At 64.3% G+C, this 15,943-nt stretch carries 14 protein-coding genes and 2 pseudogenes; 2 read left to right on the top strand and 14 right to left on the bottom strand.

What is annotated here, in order from left to right; translation table 11 throughout:
• From BG842_RS04470 to BG842_RS04420, 11 genes and pseudogenes are all read right to left on the bottom strand, one after another.
• The coding region (locus BG842_RS04470) for a DUF354 domain-containing protein (protein WP_139136013.1) at positions 1 to 389 on the bottom strand (389 nt) is incomplete at its 3' end.
• A complete protein-coding gene (locus BG842_RS04465) occupies positions 389 to 1,297 on the bottom strand; it encodes a glycosyltransferase (protein WP_254662894.1) in 909 nt (302 codons plus the stop codon). The genes BG842_RS04470 and BG842_RS04465, both read right to left, overlap by 1 nt.
• 152 nt (positions 1,298 to 1,449) lie before the next feature.
• On the bottom strand, positions 1,450 to 2,523 hold the full coding sequence (locus tag BG842_RS04460; RefSeq protein ID WP_069449843.1) for a DUF354 domain-containing protein: 1,074 nt from the start codon (positions 2,521 to 2,523) through the stop codon (positions 1,450 to 1,452).
• Positions 2,520 to 3,593 carry a GNAT family N-acetyltransferase gene (locus BG842_RS04455; protein WP_007977516.1) on the bottom strand — a complete coding sequence of 358 codons (1,074 nt, stop codon included), beginning with the start codon at positions 3,591 to 3,593 and terminating at the stop codon, positions 2,520 to 2,522. The genes BG842_RS04460 and BG842_RS04455 overlap by 4 nt, the downstream gene beginning before the upstream one ends.
• Before the next feature lie 136 nt (positions 3,594 to 3,729).
• On the bottom strand, positions 3,730 to 4,623 hold the full coding sequence (locus BG842_RS04450) for a polysaccharide deacetylase family protein (protein WP_007977518.1): 894 nt from the start codon (positions 4,621 to 4,623) through the stop codon (positions 3,730 to 3,732).
• Positions 4,607 to 5,668: a non-hydrolyzing UDP-N-acetylglucosamine 2-epimerase gene (wecB, locus tag BG842_RS04445; protein WP_069449842.1), complete on the bottom strand. Its 1,062-nt coding sequence runs from the start codon at positions 5,666 to 5,668 to the stop codon at positions 4,607 to 4,609. Before wecB ends, BG842_RS04450 begins: the two co-directional genes overlap by 17 nt.
• On the bottom strand, positions 5,665 to 6,648 hold the full coding sequence (locus BG842_RS04440; RefSeq protein WP_083252428.1) for a glycosyltransferase family 2 protein: 984 nt from the start codon (positions 6,646 to 6,648) through the stop codon (positions 5,665 to 5,667). The genes wecB and BG842_RS04440 overlap by 4 nt, the downstream gene beginning before the upstream one ends.
• A complete protein-coding gene (locus BG842_RS04435) occupies positions 6,641 to 7,996 on the bottom strand; it encodes a nucleotide sugar dehydrogenase (RefSeq protein ID WP_069449840.1) in 1,356 nt (451 codons plus the stop codon). The genes BG842_RS04440 and BG842_RS04435 overlap by 8 nt, the downstream gene beginning before the upstream one ends.
• Positions 7,993 to 8,969 (bottom strand): annotated as a pseudogene (locus BG842_RS04430) (Gfo/Idh/MocA family oxidoreductase). Before BG842_RS04430 ends, BG842_RS04435 begins: the two are co-directional and overlap by 4 nt.
• Positions 8,968 to 10,036, bottom strand: a pseudogene (locus tag BG842_RS04425) (DegT/DnrJ/EryC1/StrS family aminotransferase); the annotation flags it as partial. The pseudogenes BG842_RS04430 and BG842_RS04425, both read right to left, overlap by 2 nt.
• Complete coding sequence (locus BG842_RS04420; RefSeq protein WP_069449839.1) at positions 10,033 to 10,611, bottom strand: acyltransferase; 579 nt, start codon at positions 10,609 to 10,611, stop codon at positions 10,033 to 10,035. The gene BG842_RS04420 and the pseudogene BG842_RS04425, both read right to left, overlap by 4 nt.
• 411 nt (positions 10,612 to 11,022) lie before the next feature.
• On the opposite strand from BG842_RS04420, the gene BG842_RS04415 reads away from it, so the two are divergent.
• The gene (locus BG842_RS04415) at positions 11,023 to 11,574 is read left to right on the top strand and encodes a hypothetical protein (RefSeq protein WP_007977534.1); all 552 of its coding nucleotides are present in this window, start codon (positions 11,023 to 11,025) and stop codon (positions 11,572 to 11,574) included.
• A gap of 8 nt (positions 11,575 to 11,582) precedes the next feature.
• Here the strand turns inward: BG842_RS04415 and BG842_RS04410 are convergent, their stop codons facing one another.
• The 3 genes from BG842_RS04410 to BG842_RS04400 form a co-directional block, all read right to left on the bottom strand.
• Positions 11,583 to 11,792: a hypothetical protein gene (locus tag BG842_RS04410; protein ID WP_007977535.1), complete on the bottom strand. Its 210-nt coding sequence runs from the start codon at positions 11,790 to 11,792 to the stop codon at positions 11,583 to 11,585.
• The gene (locus BG842_RS04405; RefSeq protein WP_069449838.1) at positions 11,792 to 13,222 is read right to left on the bottom strand and encodes a hypothetical protein; all 1,431 of its coding nucleotides are present in this window, start codon (positions 13,220 to 13,222) and stop codon (positions 11,792 to 11,794) included. Before BG842_RS04405 ends, BG842_RS04410 begins: the two co-directional genes overlap by 1 nt.
• 202 nt (positions 13,223 to 13,424) lie before the next feature.
• Positions 13,425 to 14,369 carry a hypothetical protein gene (locus tag BG842_RS04400; RefSeq protein ID WP_069449837.1) on the bottom strand — a complete coding sequence of 315 codons (945 nt, stop codon included), beginning with the start codon at positions 14,367 to 14,369 and terminating at the stop codon, positions 13,425 to 13,427.
• A gap of 312 nt (positions 14,370 to 14,681) precedes the next feature.
• On the opposite strand from BG842_RS04400, the gene BG842_RS04395 reads away from it, so the two are divergent.
• On the top strand, positions 14,682 to 15,943 hold a 1,262-nt coding region (locus BG842_RS04395), incomplete at its 3' end, for an alkaline phosphatase family protein (RefSeq protein ID WP_069449836.1).

Here is a 15,943-nt window from a genome sequence, read left to right as displayed (position 1 = left end):
GTACAGACGATGTGGGCGAGCGGCGTCATGATGCGATGGGACTGGACGCCTTCGTTGTCTATCCAGACGACGCTTCGCGCCCCGACCAGCGGCGCGACGTGCGAGGCGGCAACGCCGCCGATGGCCGTCATCACGTCGGGTCGGATGCGGAGCGCCTCCCGGAATAGCCGGGCCTCGTAGGTCGCTTGCACCCGCGCGAGTTCGGTTATCGAATCGGCGGTTCCCGCGAGGACGGTGTGGTCGATGTCGTACTGTTCGAGGAGCGACAGCGCGATGTCCTTGTCGCGGGCGAAGACGAACACCTCATGGCCGCGTTGCTGCAGCGCGGAGATGATTCCCCGATAGAAGTGGACGTGGGCCGGATGCTGGATGGTGATGATGATTCGCATCAGACGACGGATTCGTAAACCGCGTGAATTCGTTCTCCCATGCGTTCGAGGCTGATGTCGCGGACGTTCTCGCGGCCGTTCGAGCGGCGCTGCGAGGAGAGCACGTCCACCAGCCCGGCGACGAGTTCGTCGTCAGACTGGCAGACATGCGACGGCGAGACGTCCGCGATGCGTTCGGCCACGTCGCCGACGTCGGTCGTCACGACCGGCACGTTGCAGGCCATCGCCTCCTTGACGGAGTTCGGCGACCCCTCGCTCTTGGAGGGGAGCAAGAGCACGTCCGCCGCGTTGTAATAGGTGGACATCTCGTCGTGGGGCACCCCGTACACGCTCTGGAGTTCGACGAGGCCGTCCACCTGCTTCGCGGCGGCCGTAACCACGCGCTCCGCCCGCGGGAAGTCCTTTACCTCGCGCGTCGGCGGGTAGGGAAAGAGGACGTGTTTGGCGTCCCGACTCCACCCGACTGCATCGCGCGCCTCGTCCTTCGGTTGGGGTGAGAACCGCGAGAGGTTGATTCCGTGGGGGATGACGTGACACGGGGCATCGAGTTCCGCCGCCATCGCGTCCGACATGACGATGACCGCATCGCAGTGACGTGCACAGCGTTTGCTCAACCAACCGTACTCGCCGAGCAGGTCCGACCCCCACAGCGAGAGCACGACGGGCAGTCGAAGTTGTGCCAGCGCCATCGGCGCGGTCAACCCGTAGTTCGCGTGTATCAGGTCGTAGTCTCCGAGGGAGTTCCGGAGGACCGTCGGGAGGAATCGCAGGTAATCCGTCGGCGTCCGGCGCGTGACCGATTCGCGGGCACGGTGGGTTCCCGGCGGCGCGAGTGTCTCTCCGTGGACGCCGCGCTCCGCGAGAACCCGCAGTTGTTCGTTGTAAAAGCGGGCGTCTGTATTCGTCACGAGGTTCAGCACCTGCAGTGACTCCTGCTGGGTGCTAGTCCTCGGCTGTGAAGTTCCTCTCGACACGTTGCCGAAGTCGATGGCCGTGTCGGCCTTTGTTATCCACCGCTTTCCCGGTTGCAGGAGTGGCGTACCGAAAAGAGTCGGTTTCGTTACCGGTGGGTCACCGCGACCGTCCGTTCGATGCGTTCCTTCGGAACCACGGCGGTCGTTGCGACATCCACGATGACGTCGGTGAGGTTCACCTTGTCCGAGAGGTACTCGTCCCGGCGTTTCCGGAGGCGCTCTTTCGCCGAATCGTCCGCGAGAATGATGAGCGCCTGTGAGAGAACGTCGTCGAAATCACGGAGGTTGTGGATGAGTCCTTCGCGTTCGAGCTCGACGAAGTTTCCCATGTCCGACTCGCCGACGAAGGAGTTCGACCGAATCGCGGGCGTGCCGAGCAGGGCCGCCTCCGTCACCATCGTCTGGGTGTCGGCGACCAGCAGGGACGCCTCCGCCAGCGCGTCGTGGAGCAGTGCGGGGTGGAGGTCGAACTCGTGCGATTCGCCGGGGGCCGGGTTACCCCCTTCGTCGGAGACGAACACCGTGACGTGCTCCGAGAGGGCCGAAACGAGCTCCCGCCGTTTTTCGGGCGAGAACCCGGTGTGGCCGACGTCGTGGTGGGACCCGAAGGCGTTGAACCGCACGATGGCGTACTCTTCGTCCGGGCCGACCCCGAGGCGGTCCCGAATCGTCGGGTCGGGTTCGTACACGTCCGGGTGGAGATAGGCGAGTTCCTTGAACCCGCGGAACTCGTAGTGGTTCGCACCGAGGTCCTTGCCGAAGGTGTGCGGCGTGAGGAACGTGTCCACGAACGGCCGGGCGGCGATATGGTCGAACGTCGTCGGTTCCGAGTCGGCGACGACGACGACCGGCGTCCGCGACATCGCACCGGCGTGGGCGGCGTAGGACCCGACGCCGAAGATGAGGTCGGGGTCGTATCGACGGGTCCGCCGGAATATCTGGACGTAGTGCTGTGGCAGTTCGCGGAACAGCGAGTACTTCGTCGTCTCGCACTTGCCGTAGATTTCGTGCGGGAGGTCGTGGTACTCCAGCAGGGCGCGGGTACAGCCGTAATCACGCCCGAGGACGAGCACGTCGTGACCTTGCTCTTGCAAGTCCTCTATCGCGTGCCGATAGAGGTGAACGTGCGCGGGCGTGTTGGTGAAGAACAGGTATCTCATCCTCGGACGAACTGGTATGCCCGTTTGGCGGCGTCCATGGTCGTGCCGCTCGATTCGACGAGGTAGTAGGGAACGAGGTCGGCACCGAACTTCGCCTTGTACCGACACAGCCGTTCCGTGTTCGCGCCCATCAGGTCGTACGTCGTTACCGACTCGACGGGCGGGTCGTCCACGATGTCCTGAATGATGCGCCAGTGGACGAGGCTGTTCACGCTGGTGCCCTCGTACACCGAGCGGGCACCGCCCTGCCAGAAGTACGCGGCGTCGTTGGAGTAGAGGGCGGTGATGCCGGTCAGATAGTTCCCGTCGTCGTCGCGGGCGACGTAGGTCTGGGCGGCGTCACCCAGCCCTTCCCAGAGGTCGCGGACGTAGTTCCACGACAGGCCGAGGGTTTCGTCCTGTTCGTCGTACCGCTCGACGGTGTGTTCGAACACGTCGCGCGCGCCGTCGGTACCCTCGCGGGTGACGGTCACGTCGAGGTCCTCGGCGTCGCGGATTTCTCGCCGGAGGCTCTTGCTGAACGATTTCTTCACGGCGTCGGCCGTGGTCGATTCCAAGTCCAATTCGTACGTGAAATAGGGTTCGACGCTCAGGTCGCCCCACGAGTAGGGTCGGGGGTCGCCGTAGTCGGTGCCACAGATCATGCGAAACAGGGTCAGCCCGGACTCCATCTGTTCGCCCACGCGCTGTGCCATGGGTGAATCGAAACCGACTCGCGCTAGCCGTCCAGTGTAGTCGGTTCGAATCCGGTCGAGCACCGTCTCGGTGAACTCGCGGTTGACTTTCTCCTGTTTCCGTCGCTTCGGACTCGTGGGCATCAGTATCGGTCCCAGCCGCGGAATCGCCATGCCCGGCGGCGGCGACATCGCGGCGGTTCCAAGCGGCCCGTTCCGAACGACGACCGGGAGCAGGGCGATAGCCTGCTGTCCCTTGAATCCCCCGTACAGGTGGAGTTCCCCCGGCGCGTGGCGCTCGATTGCGGTCAGCGCGGCCGGTCGGTGAAACACCTCGAACCCGTCGCTGGGGAGTGCATCGTCCCATTCTGTAATATCTAAACGTTCGACTCTCATTCGTCGTCTCGCCAGTCGATAACGGCGGTTTTCACTTTGTTATCCCCCACCTGCCGACGAGAAGGCACCACGGAACGGCAGGTAGGCCGTCGCTACGACGAACGGGAGAGACCTATCGACTTCATAATCGCGCGACTCATCGACCGTGGACGCTCGCCGTCCCGGTTCGACTCTTGGAAGCGGTGCCGATGCGGTCGGCGAGTTCGCCCGGCGGACCGACCCACGCACCGCGCTCTATCGCGGACTCGATGAGGCGACGATAGAGGCGTCGGTGACCGGGGAACTCGTCGGCGAACATGCGCGGGTGCCACAGCACCGTCATCACGGCGTCGTTCTCGGCCGCTTCGTCCAGCAGGTCCTCGCACGCTTCCCACGCCGCCTCGAAATCGTCACCGGGGTCCGGCACCGCGATGTCCATCATCGTGAGCGGGAAGACGACGAAATCGTCGTCGAAGGGGCGTTTCACTCCGTAGCCGTGGTCGAACCCGTACTCGGAACTCGACCCGAGGGTCGCGTCGTACTCCAACCCGATGTCGCGGTGGTGCTCCCACGTCGAGTCGGCGCGGTTCAGGTGGTGTTGCCGACCGCCGCGAACCCGGTGGCCGAGCGCGGCCTCCAGCGCCGTCTTCTGGTCCCGGAGGGCTTCCGGGTCGTCGTAGGAGTCGTACGAGCCGTGAAGTCCGACCTCCCACCCGCCGTCGTCGAGGTCGTGGAGCACGTCGAGGATGGCCGTATCGAACAGGTCGTACCGACCGAGGTGTTCTATCCAGTAGCGCGGGGTGAGCCAGTCGTCCGGCGACTTCTGGAAGATGGACTCCTCTTGGAGGAAGTAGAACGCCGAGCGCACGCCGAGCGACTCCTCCAGTTCCATTATCTCCTCGAACTGCCACCACGGATTCACGCCGGGGGCGAGCGCCGAGAGATGGCTCGGGTCGCGGTCCTTCAGCGCGTAGTACGGGGCCTGCAGTCGCTTGTACGGTCTATCTACGTCGTGGGTCAAACACAGTTCGAATTCATAGCCGGGTAACATCGGAAAGCACCTCCACGATTCGTTCGGCCGCGTTCCCATCGCCGTAGGGTGTGGGCTTCTCGGTTGGCGTCGTCGCGTCGGAGAGCGCGGTTCGAATCGCGCCCTCGTCCGCGCCGACCAACGTGTTCCACCCGCTCTCGACCGTCTCGACCCACTCGGTCTGCTCGCGGAGCGTGACACACGGGGTGTCGAGGAAGAACGCCTCCTTCTGGACGCCGCCCGAATCGGTGGCGACGACCGTCGCGGCGTCGAGCAGGGCGACGAACTGCCGGTAGCCGACCGGTTCGGTGAGCGTCAGTCCGCGTTCCGCCCGTCCGTACAGGCCGAACTCCTCCAGTCGGGCGACCGTCCGGGGGTGGGCGGGCAGGACGACCGGACGTGGGTCCGAAACCAGCGCGTCCACGATGGCTTCCAGTTTATCGGGGTCGTCCGCGTTCGTGTCCCGGTGGACGGTGGAGAGGACGAACTCCCGGTTTGCCACGCCGAGCTCGGAGAGGACGTCCGTGTCCGCCCGGTCGCGCGCCCAGAGCAGGGCGTCGTAGCCCACGTCGCCGGAGAAATGAACGCCGTCGGTGATTCCCTCGCCGTCGAGGTTGTTTTCGGCGTCCGGCGAGGGGACGAACAGCAGGTCGGCGGCGTGGTCGGTGAGGACGCGGTTCGTCTCCTCGGGGATGTCGCTCCCGCTCCGCATTCCGGCCTCGACGTGGGCCAGCGGCGGGTCCATCTTCGAGGTGGCGATGGCCGCCGCGAGCGTGGAGTTGGTGTCGCCGTAGACGAGCACGGCGTCGGGGTCTTCGTCTTCTATCTCCGCTTCCAGCCCGGCGAGCATCGCGCCGGTCTGTCGCCCGTGCGTGTCGGACCCCACGCCGAGGTTGGTGTCCGGGAACGGGATGGACAACTCCTCGAAGAACACGTCCGACATGTCCTCGTCGTAGTGCTGGCCGGTGTGGACCAACACCTCTTCGTGGTCCTCGCGGAGGACGCGGGAGACGGCGGCGGCCTTGACGAACTGCGGGCGCGCACCGACGACTGTCAGCACCTTCATTCTTCGTGCACCTCCAAGTCCGCGTTCTCCTCCCTGTCGAACGCCATCGCCAGTACGATACAGAGGCCGCCGAGGAGCGTCGCGGCGAGTCCGTCGCTCGACTTCCGTTTCCGCCGAACCATCGAGAGCAACCCGGTGGCGGTTCCGAGCGCCCCGAGGCCGTACAGGAACGCGAGCGGGTGGAAATCCCGGACGAGGTACTTCGCCTTCAGTCGCCAGAGGAAGCTCCACAACAACAACGCGGAGAGCTTCGGGATGAACGTCGAGTAGCGAATCGTGCTCTGCTCGTCGCCGTAGACGGCGGGCATCGTCACGTCGGCGACCCGCATCTCGTGGACGTTCAAGCGAACCAACAGGGCGTTGGCGAAGCCGTAATCGTCGTACACGTCCTCGATGTCGAGTTCGGAAAGCGCCCGCCCCGAAATCGCGGTGTAGCCGTTCTGCGGGTCGACCATCCCCCAGTAGCCGCTGGCGACCTTCGTGAGGAAGGTCAACAGCCAGTTGCCGAAGCTCCGCCACGCCGACATCCCCTCGCGGAACCCCGGCGTCGAGAGGCGGTTCCCCTTCGTGTAATCGGCCCGGCCATCGACGACGGGTTGGATAATCCGCTCCAACATCTCCGGGCGCATCTGGCCGTCACCGGCCATCACCGCCGTCACGTCGATGTTCTCCTCGTGAGCGCGACAGTAGCCCGTCTTGATGGCCGCGCCGACGCCGCGGTTTTCCGTGTGGCGGATCGGCACGACGCGCTGGTCGAACGATGTCCGGCCGTCGCCCGCCGACCCGCCGTCGGCGACCGCTTCGGACCGCTCGGCGTGGGACCGTATCTCCTCCCATGTTCCGTCCGTCGAGCAGTCGTCGACGGCGTACACTCTATCGACGAACGCGGGAACGGTGTCGATGACCCGTCCGACGAGTCCCTCTTCGTTGTACGCCGGAACGACGACGGCGACGGTGTTTCCCTCGTACAATTCAGTCACCTCCGATGGTGTAGACGCGGTGGTCGGTCCACGAGAGGTCGAGGGAGTTACGGCCGTCCACGACGACCATCGGGTCGAACCCGGCCCAGTCGATGCCCGCGAACTCGTCGTGGTCCGTCACCAGCACCGCCGCGTCGAAGTCGTAGTCGGCGAGCGCTTCGAGCGGCAGTTTCGTCGCGTCGAAGCCGTCCGCGTTCGGGAGCACCGGATCGGCCGCGAACACGTCCGCACCGCGCTCGGTCAGGTCGGCACAGATGGGTCGGGCCGGGGCCGCTCGCGTCTCCTCGACGCCGGGGCGGTAGGTCAGTCCGAGGACGAGCACCCGTGAGTCCGACACGGACTTCTCTTCCTCGGATAGCAACTCCGCGACCTTCTCCACCGTGAACGCGGGCATCGAATCGTTCACCTCGCGGGCGGTGGTCAGCAGCGGGAACTCCTCGTCGAACTGCCGGATGAGGAAGTACGGATAGTACGGAATGCAGTGACCGCCGACGCCCGGACCCGGTTTGTGGATGTCACAGAACGGTTGGGTGTTCGCCGTCTCGATGGCTTCGTTGACGCTGATGTCCGCCGCGTCGGCTATCTTGGCGAGTTCGTTCGCCAGCGCGATGTTGACGTCGCGGTAGACGCCCTCGAACACCTTCACGGCCTCCGCGGTGGTCTCGTTCGGCACGGCGATAACCTCGTTGGCGGTGAGTTCGCCGTAGACGAGTTCCGCGACGCGCGTGCTCTCCTCGTCCACGCCGCCGACCACCTTCGGGTAGGCACCCCGTATGTCCTGCAGCGCGCGCCCGCTGGACGTTCGTTCGGGACAGACCGCGACGCCGAACTCCTCGCGCGACAGGTCGCTCTCCGCCTCCAGCATCGGAAGCAGGAGGTCCCGGGTCGTCCCCGGTGGCACCGTGCACTCGACGACCACGAGGTCGCCGGGCGTGAGTCCCGCGGCGATGCTCTCCATCACGGACTGGAGGATGGCGAGGTCGGGTTCGTCGTCGTCGGTTATCGGCGTCGGGACGATGGCGACGTGAATCGTCGCGTCCCGCGCCGCTTCGGTCGGCGATTCGACCGCGCTGAGCGCCCCCGCCGCGACCGTTTCCGAGACGAGTTCGTCCAATCCGGGTTCGCGCTGGACGTGACAGTCGCCGCGATTGACGGCCGACACCACGTCCGGGTCGATGTCCGCACCGACGACGTTCCCACATGTTTCCGCGTACACCGCCGCGAGCGGCAGGCCCATCTTTCCGAGGCCGTACACGGCGACCGGAATGTCGCCGGACAGAAACGCCTCGCGCTGTTCTTCGGTCGTCGCGTCGCTCGCGTAGAGTGTCGTCTGCTCCCGGAGGCTCACCCGAGATGCACCTCCCGTTCTTTGGGGCCGGACGCCAACCCGTCGATCTCCCGCGCGACTTCGAGGACGCGGAGACCGTCTTCGCCCGTGACGACCGGCGTCGAATCGTTCTTCGCGCTCCGCACGAACGACCGGAGTTCGTTCTTCAGCGGTTCGCCGTTCTCGACGGTCGGCCGCTCGATGATACTCTCGTGGCGGTAGCGGAGGTCGCCGTTGTCCTCGATGTACTCCGGCATGGAGTGGCGGTGAATCTCGACCGACTGGTTCGTGTAATCGACGTTCACCCGGCACTCCGCCGCCGTGATGGAGAGCTTTCTGACCTTCTCCTGTGTCACCCGACTGGCCGTGAGTCCGGCGACGACGCCACCGTCGAACTCGATGCTCGCGCTCGCATAGCGGTTGTCCCGCGTCCCGACCGCGGCGACCGAGGAGATGTCGTCGTCCACGAGCGACAGGAGCACGTCGATGTCGTGTATCATCAGGTCCATTACGGCGCTCACGTCCACCGCTCGTCCTTCCGGCGGCGGGCCGAGTCGCTGGGCGTCGATGGCGATGATGTCGAGTTCAGAGACGATTTCGGAGAGCGTTCGAATCGCCGGGTTGAACCGCTCGATGTGCCCGACCTGTATCGTCACGCCCGCGTTCTCCGCCCGCGAAATCAACTCGACTCCCTCGTCCGGGTCGGCGACGAACGGCTTCTCGACGAGGACGTCGACCCCCCGTCGATGCACTGCTTCGCCGTTTCGTAGTGATATGGGGTCGGGACGGCGATGGAGGCGACGTCCGCGGCGCGGATGGCCGTCTGCATGTCGACCGCTTGCGTCCCGTGGTTTCGGGCGACTTCCGCCGCGTTGGCCTCGTCCACGTCGTGAATCCCGACGAGGTTCACCTCGGGGAGTTCGCTGTAGACGCGAGCGTGGTGGCGGCCCATGCTTCCGACGCCGATGACGACTGCGTTCGTTGGTTCACTCATAACTTTTGATAGCGGATGCGATGGTTCGCACGTCGTCCCCGACAGTCCGGGGTGAACGGGGAGCGAGAGAACGTTCCCCGCCATCTGCTCCGAAATCGGGGCATCGTGGTCGACGTGCTGGTATGCTGGCTGTTCGTGAATCGGCGTCGGGTAGTAGACGCCCGTCCCGACGCCCTCCGATTCGAGGTGTTCTTGGAGACCGTCCCGGTCGTCCGCGCGAATCGTGTACTGGTGGTACACGTGACGGCAGGCGTCCGGTTCGATGGGCGGTTTGACGGCCGCGTCGCGGAGACGGTCGGTGAGATACGCCGCGTTGGCGCGTCGCGCCTCGTTGTACTTCGGCAGGCGCGACAGCTGCACGCGACCGATGGCCGCGGCCATGCTCGTCATCCGGAAGTTGTGACCGAGGCGAACGTGGTCGTAGCCGCCGTTCGCCGTGCGGCCGTGGTTGACGAAACTCGCCGCGCGCTCCGCGACGTCCCGACGGTCGGTCGTCACCATTCCCCTTCTCCCGTGGTCATGTTCTTCGTCGGGTAGAAGGAGAAACACGCCGCGTCGCCGAACGACCCGACGGTGCGACCGTCGTACTCCGCGCCGTGCGCTTGCGCGGCGTCCTCGACGAGCGCGAGGTCGTGGGTTTCCGCGATGTCCCGGAGGTGGTCCATCTCGGCTGGCAACCCGTAGAGGTGCACCGCGAGAATCGCGTCGGCCTCGTATTCCCGGACCGCCTGCTCCGTCGCGTACGGGTCGAGCGTGTACGTCTCCGGGTCGATGTCGGCGAAAACCGGCTCCGCACCGGCCAGCCGAATGGCGTTGGCGCTGGCGACGAACGAGAAGGGGGACGTGACCACCCGGTCGCCCGGTCCGATACCGAGCGCCGCGAAAGCGGCGTGGAGGGCGGTCGTCCCGTTGCTCGTGGCGACGCCGAACTCGGTGCCACAGAAGGCCGCGAACTCGTCCTCGAACTGCCGGACTTCCGGCCCGTCGGCGAGTTGGCCCTCCTCGATGCACGCGACGGTCGCTTCTATCTCCTCGCTTCCCATCTCCGGGTCGGCGATGGGAATCACAGATCGTTCCCCCCGGCGAGCGATTCGGGAAGCGGGCGGATTTCGGCTGGCGCGCCGACCGCGAGCGTCTCCGGCGGTACGTCGTCCGTCACGACGGCACCGGCGGCGACGAACGACCCGGCACCGACCGTGACGCCGGGAAGGAGGGTCGCGTTCGCCCCGACGGAAACGTCGTCTTCGAGCGTCGGGCCTTCGAGGTCGGCCGACTGTCGAATCGGATACGGGTCGTTCGTGAACGTGGCCGCCGGGCCGACGAACACGCGGTTTCCGATGGTAGTGTTCGTCGGAACGTACACGTTCGTCTGCATACTTACGTGCGAGCCGATGGTCGTTTGGCCGTCGATAACCGTGTTAGTGCCGACGATAACGTCATCGCCGATGGTCGTCTCTTCCCGGACGAGCGCGCCGTGACCGGTCGTGAAGTCGTCACCGATAGTTACGTCGTCGTAGATGACCGTTCCCGACCGGATGGTCGCACCGTCGCCGATGACCGGCGACGTCGAATCGTCCGAATAAGCGTATCCGACCGTCGCGTCCGGGTGGACGGTCCGGTCGTGGCTCCGCGATTCGGTCATGGACGACCACCCCAGCGGAGACACGATTCACAGGGCGTGTCAGTGGATGGTAGTGAGTTCATAGGTTGAGTCGTGAATCGCCCGATTCCGCCGCGTACGCGACGGACAGGCGTTATCCTTCATGCCCTACCTGTCCTCTTTGTTATACGCTCCTTGGCGGCGGGTAGTTCGGGACTAGCCCGTTCACGGGCGGTTACCGCACCGAAATCCGCGTTACGCCTCCGGGAACGCGCGGTATGAACGAATAGACGGAATGTATGGGGAGGCTACCCCGAACAGCACCGTGGTAACAAAGTGGGGAAGCGGTGATTGCCGGTGTATGCGGTGGTGGCATCCGTGACCACAGGGTGGTCGCGTACTCGAATGGGGGTGTATTGGTTTCGATGAGCGAGCGACTGCTGTCTTCACACAATGGCTAGTTCCGGACTCTCACAGGACCAAGTGTTCGAGGTTCTCAAGAGTCCACGACGGCGCTACGCGCTCTACTACTTGCGGCGGGAAGGAGGTGTCGTCGACCTCTCCGACCTGACCGACCAAGTGGCCGTGTGGGAAAACGACACCACGCTGTCGGGGCTGACGAGCGAACAGCGAAAGCGCGTCTACATCTCGCTCTATCAGACTCACCTTCCGAAGTTGGACGACGCGGGTATCGTCGAGTACGACCGCGATGCGGGGACGATTTCGCTCTCACGGCGCGCCCGCGAACTCGATACGTACCTCGGCGACGTTTCCCGGCCCGCGATTCCGTGGGACCGGTACTACCTCGCGCTCTCGCTCGGAAGCATCCTGCTCGTTCTCGGCGTGTGGTTCAACATCTACCCGTTCACGCTGGTTTCGGGCATCGCCACTGCCATGATAATTCTCATCGCGTACGGGGTTTCGGCCATCGGGCAGTACCTCTACTACCGGCGCCGAACCGTGCAGGGACTACCGCCGGAACTGCGGCGAGCGGAAGGCCAATAAAAGGCCGTCTACTGTCGGTGTTCGACGTTGCAAACGGCGTCCGGGTCAGCGAGGATGAACGCGTCGTCGCGGAGCATCTCCGTGTCCTTCGGAAGGAACATGAGACGGCCGCGTCCGTCCCGACGCGCGCGGATGACGTCCCATTCGTCCATTTCGTAGCCGAGGTCTCCTTCGAGGTCGGGGTCCGCGGGGACTCGCTCCCAACGCTGTTGGTTCATCAGTTCCCTCCCGACCCCACGGAGATGCGCGCGTTGCCATCGATGCGAAGTCGCTTGAGATCGCCCGAGAAGCGGTAGCCGTCCTTGCCACCGAACACTTTGCCCTTCACGCGGGTGCCGTGAACGGTGTCGTGCTTGTTTACCGACCCGAGGGCGCGGGATTTCGTGACGTCTCCGCCGACGTCGAACGAGTAGCTGTTGGAACCCTTGTTCACGCTTCCGTCGATGACGATGGTTTTCGGCAGGCCGAGTTTACCCGGTGTGACTCGCTCGCCGTTGAAGAAGACGGTCGCGTTGCCGTCGAGGCTGAAGCTGGCGAGCGTGCCGGAGAACCGGTAGCTGTCGGTGCCGCCGGCGACGGACCCCTTTGCGATACCGTGCTTGAGACTGTCGTCGCCGTCCTTCGACGCACCGCGGTCGGTCGACTTCTTGACCTTTCCGGCGACCTCGAACTCGTAGGAGGCGGGCGCACCGGAGTTCGAACTGGAGATGCTGATGACGTTCGGAAGGCCCTGTGCTTTGGCCTGCTTTTTCATGGTCATCTGCTTACGGTTGCCGGAGCTACCGCCCGCACCGCTCGCGGCCTGTTTCGCGGTCATCGGGACGCCCTTGGGCGGGGTCGGGTCCGCGTTACCGCCGGTTCGCGTGTTCGTCTTAGTGACCGACCCGCCGTGGGCGGTCGAGATGGAGCCGACGATATCGCAGTTCCGGAGGTGGGTTTCGCCGTACCACGACCAGACCCCTCGCGTGTTCTTCGAACCGGGGGCGGAACAGCCGACGCCGCAGGCTTGGTTCCCGCGCGTATCGACGACGGTATTCGTCACGTTGCAGGGTCGCGCCTTCGCGTTGAGGCGGACGTTGGCGATGGTGTTGGCCTTGAAGTACGAGGACTCGACGTGGAGGTTACCGCCGTAGCCGCGCGCACCGGGACCGCTCCCGTACAGGCCGTTGTCTATCATCTTCGCCACGTGGATGTTGCGGAAGGTGATCGTGCCGCGGTGGGGGAGGTTCGCGTTGACCCAGATACCCCCGCTTTTCGTCCGGGCGACCTGCCCGTCACCCATGTAGACGTTCTCGACCAGTCCGGTGCCGTTCGCGTCGGAGACGCCGGGAACCATGAGGTAGTGTCCGCCGGGGTGCGTGCCTTTGAACCCGACGTTGCGAATCTTCCAGCCCGAACCGCGGGTCTGAACCATTGCGGATGCGCCGTCCGCTGTCATGTCGATGAGGACGTTCTCGAACGTCTCGCCGTCGCCGACAGTGATGACTTTCGTATCACCCGCGGGGACGGTAATGGTTCGATACTGCTTCGCGTTCGCCGCGCCCGCCGCCGCGAACGCCGCAGCTGTCGCTCCGGCGAATTTCAGATACGAACGTCGGTTTAACAGACTATCGTCTGGTGTATCGCATACCGCTTCGTCGCGTGCCATGGATTCAATGCCACATTACCAATTTAAATAGATTCCGATTCAGTCTCAATGCAGAAGCGTGTGTTTAAAAGCCGTTGGTGTCGGGAATCCGTGAGGATAATGGTGTCGTTTCTTCCCGGAAACGGCACGTTACCGGGCGAGAAACGCGGCTACGGCCAGCAAATCAGCCAAAATTCGTCAAATCGTCGTTAGAATCGTTTGCTCAGTTGCCGTTCGCAGCTTGCTTCGCAGTTCGCGGGACCTTCTTCGGAACCTTCGTCTTCGGCTTGCCGCCGACGTTCTTCGTCGCAACGTTTCCGCTCGTCGGGCCTTTGACCCGCGAGTTCTTCACTTCGACCTCGCCGCCGTGGAATCCGCCGTTCACCGCGTCGTATTCGGTGACCTTCACGTCGCAGTTCTTCACGGTGATCGGGACGTACCAGCCCCAGATTCCGCGCTTGTTCGGTCCGTTCGGGTGGTGGACCGGTGCGCCGTTGTCCTCGATGACGGTGTTCTTCACGTACGACCCCGGCGTACCGAGGCGGACGTTGGCGATGTCGTTATTCGCACAGTAGCAGCCTTCGACTTTGACGGGACCGCCTGACCCAGCCCCGTGCGCCGCACCGGGACCGCTCCCGTACAGACCGTTGTTCGCATACTTCTGGATGTTGACGTTACGAAGCGTCAATTCGCCCTCGTGGGGCGTGTTCGCGTCAACCCACAGTCCGCCGGGCTGGGCCTCGTTGGCGCTGTTCGTCTCCGCACCGTCGCCCATGTACACGTTCTCGATGGTTCCCTTGCCGCCCGACGAGACGCTCGGGATGATGGTGAAGAAGCCGAAGTTCGTCGCGCCACAACCGCCTTTAAATCCGACGTTGCGAATCGTCCAGCCGCTCCCGGAGGCGCGGATCGTCGCCGCCGCGCCCGGAGCGCTTTGGTCGATGAGCTTGTTCTCGAACGTCTGCCCATCTCCGACCGTAATGGATTTCGTCTGGCCAGCGGGGACGGTAATCGTTTCATACTCGCTCGCACTGACGCGGCCACCCGCCACGCTGAGACCGACAGCGGACGTTACCGTCGCGCCAGCAGCTTTCAGGAAGGACCGCCGATTACGCTCGAATTTCTCACTGGTTTCGGTTCGCTCGTGTGTCGTTTGGTCGCGTGCCATTGCAGGTTCAATGCTATCTTACTGATTTAAGTACGTTCCGATTCCAGCTCAATGCCTGCTTGCGAATTTAAATGTAGCGGCCGATTCGCGTGGTGAGACGAGTGGGCCGCTGACGGGGGAGATTTTTAGGGGCGGTGCAGTCCGACTATATACCGAAATCGGAGTAATCATCGTCGAATCGGAGAAACGTGGTATTGAGTCGCATACTCACTGTTGGGTGTCCTCTGATGCTTAATTCGGGGAGTACGACCCGACTATACCGCCGGAAACCCACGCATAACAAAGGACGCAGGTGCGGTTTCTCGAAATAGCATGGACTGTCAGATGCAGACCCTTCTCATCGGCATCGACGCGGGGTGCCGGTCCGTCCTCGAACCCCTGTTCGAAGAGGACGCGCTGCCGCACCTCGCATCGATCTTCGACGAGGGGTCATCCGGACCACTGGAATCACAACTTCCGCCGTGGACGCCGAGCGCGTGGCCGTCGCTGTACACCGGAGTCAATCCCGGCAAACACGGCGTGTTCGGCTTTCTCCACTTCGACGGCTACGACTGGGACGTCATAAACGCCAGTCGCGTCCGCGAGTACACGCTTTGGGAACTGTTGGACCAACACGGACTGTCGAGCGTCGTCGTCAATGCACCCGTCACGCACCCGCCGCGCGAAATCGACGGCGCGATACTGCCGGGATACACGGCACCCGAGAACCCGACGTGTCACCCGGAGGGACTCCTCGACGACGTTCGGGACGAAATCGGCGGCTATCGCGTGTATCCCCCGCGAAACCTTCCCGACGATGAGTCGGTCGAATGGTATCGCCGCCTCACGCGCATGCGCGGTGATGCATTTCGATACCTCACGGACCGGTTCGACCCCGACTTCGGCTTCGTTCAGTTCCAGAGCACCGACACGCTGTTTCACGAACACCCCGGCGACGACGAAATCGTCCGCGCCGTCTACGAGGCGGTGGACGAGCAGGTCGGGAAGATTCTCGACGCCTGTGACCCCGAAACGGTCGTCGTCGCCAGCGACCACGGTATCGGCGAGTACACCGGCTACGAATTCCGGGTCAACGACTTCCTGCGCGAGGAGGGGTACGTCGAAACGGCCCGCGGCGGCGAAGGCATGCCGTCGTGGTCCACCATCGCGGGCAACCAACTTCAGCAGGGCGAGGAGAGTTCCGCGCGCGAACAGGGTGTCGCCGAACGAGGACTCGCCCTCGCCGCGAAAGTCGGCATCACGAGCCAGCGAATCGGTGCCGTCCTCGAACGCGCCGGGTTGGACGCGTTCGTCGCGGAGCGCGTTCCCGAGGACTTCATCCGGGCGGCGACCGAACAGGTCGATTTCCCCAACTCCGTCGCCTACATGCGCGACCGAATCGAGTGCGGCGTTCGACTCAACGTCGAAGGCCGCGACCCGAACGGCGTCGTCTCGCCCGATCAGTACGAGTCGATTCGCGCGGAGATAATCGAAAAGCTCCGCGGCGTCAGGACGCCCGACGGCGACCACGTGTTCGAGACGGTTGCCCCGCGCGAGGAGTTCTTCACCGGACCGTACAGCGCCGACGCCGTGGA

Source organism: Haladaptatus sp. W1, assembly GCF_001723155.1.
Lineage (GTDB): Archaea > Halobacteriota > Halobacteria > Halobacteriales > Haladaptataceae > Haladaptatus > Haladaptatus paucihalophilus.
This window is presented reverse-complemented; position numbering and strand designations above follow the sequence as displayed.